A 1185-nucleotide genomic window follows, 5' to 3' on the forward strand; every position below is an offset into this window, starting at 1 on the left:
GCGCGCGTCAACTGGTCGGGATATTGTTCGAGCTTGGCTTCGAGCCGCTCCAGAAGCGTGAAGGCGTCCGCCGTGGCACCGGCGAAACCGGCGATCACGTTTCCGCCCTTGCCGATGCGGCGCACCTTTCTGGCGTTGCCCTTCATGATGGTCTGGCCAAGGCTGACCTGGCCGTCGCCGGCGATCACCACCTTGTTGCCCTTGCGTACCGTCACGATGGTCGTGGTGGCAGAGCTGATGAAGGCCGGCTTGCTGCCGCATCCTGGAGCCATGACCGTCAACGGCCGCACGATCGGCGACAATTGCGCCGCGGCAGAGAATCTCGACGGCAAGGTCATCCGTACCGTGGCCAATCCGCTCAGGAAGGATGCCGGCTTCATCAACCTGAAAGGCAATCTGTTCGATTCCGCAATCATGAAGACGTCGGTCATCTCGCCGGAGTTTCGCGACCGCTATCTGTCAAATCCGCGAGACCCCGATGCCTTCGAGGGCGTCGCCGTCGTCTTCGACGGTCCGGAAGACTACCACCGTCGCATTGAGGATCCGTCACTCGGCCTGAACGAGAATACCATCCTGTTCATGCGCGGAGCCGGCCCAGTCGGTTATCCGGGCGGCGCCGAAGTCGTGAACATGCAGCCGCCAGCCTACCTGCTGAAGGCGGGCATCCACTCGCTTCCCTGCATCGGCGATGGCCGTCAGTCCGGCACTTCCGGCTCTCCATCGATCCTCAACGCCTCGCCCGAGGCGGCCGTCGGTGGTGGCCTTGCGCTGCTGCGTACGGGTGACCGGGTACGCATCGACCTGCGCAAGGGGACCGCCGACATCCTCGTGTCGGACGACGAGATTAAGCGCCGTCGCGTCGACCTGCAAAACGAGGGCGGCTATGCATATCCGAAGCATCAGACACCCTGGCAGGAGATCCAGCGGTCAATGGTTGACCAGTTGTCCGAGGGAATGGTTCTGAAGCCGGCGGTGAAGTACCAGAACATCGCCGTCACCAGCGGCCTGCCGCGCGACAATCATTAGGACAGTTCCTACTTGGGCCTGCGTTCAAGATCGGTGCTCGATTGGCGAAGAACTGTGACTGATCTGGAATTAGGACCTGAAGATGCGCTATGATTTGTATTCACGCGGGCGACGGAACTCAGGAACCGGTGCCAGCTTCTGCTCTGGGGTTTGACAGGA

2 pseudogenes are annotated in these 1185 nt (G+C 61.7%); one reads left to right on the top strand and one right to left on the bottom strand.

The window, feature by feature from the left end:
• A pseudogene (locus tag FJ980_RS32920) lies at nucleotides 1-272 on the bottom strand (hypothetical protein); the annotation flags it as partial.
• On the opposite strand from FJ980_RS32920, the pseudogene FJ980_RS32925 reads away from it, so the two are divergent.
• Nucleotides 223-1026 (top strand): annotated as a pseudogene (locus FJ980_RS32925) (dihydroxy-acid dehydratase); the annotation flags it as partial. The pseudogenes FJ980_RS32920 and FJ980_RS32925 sit on opposite strands and share 50 nt — an antisense overlap.
• Between the last annotated feature and the right edge of the window lie 159 nt (nucleotides 1027-1185).

It is taken from the genome of Mesorhizobium sp. B1-1-5 (assembly GCF_006443065.1).
Classification (GTDB): Bacteria; Pseudomonadota; Alphaproteobacteria; order Rhizobiales; family Rhizobiaceae; genus Mesorhizobium.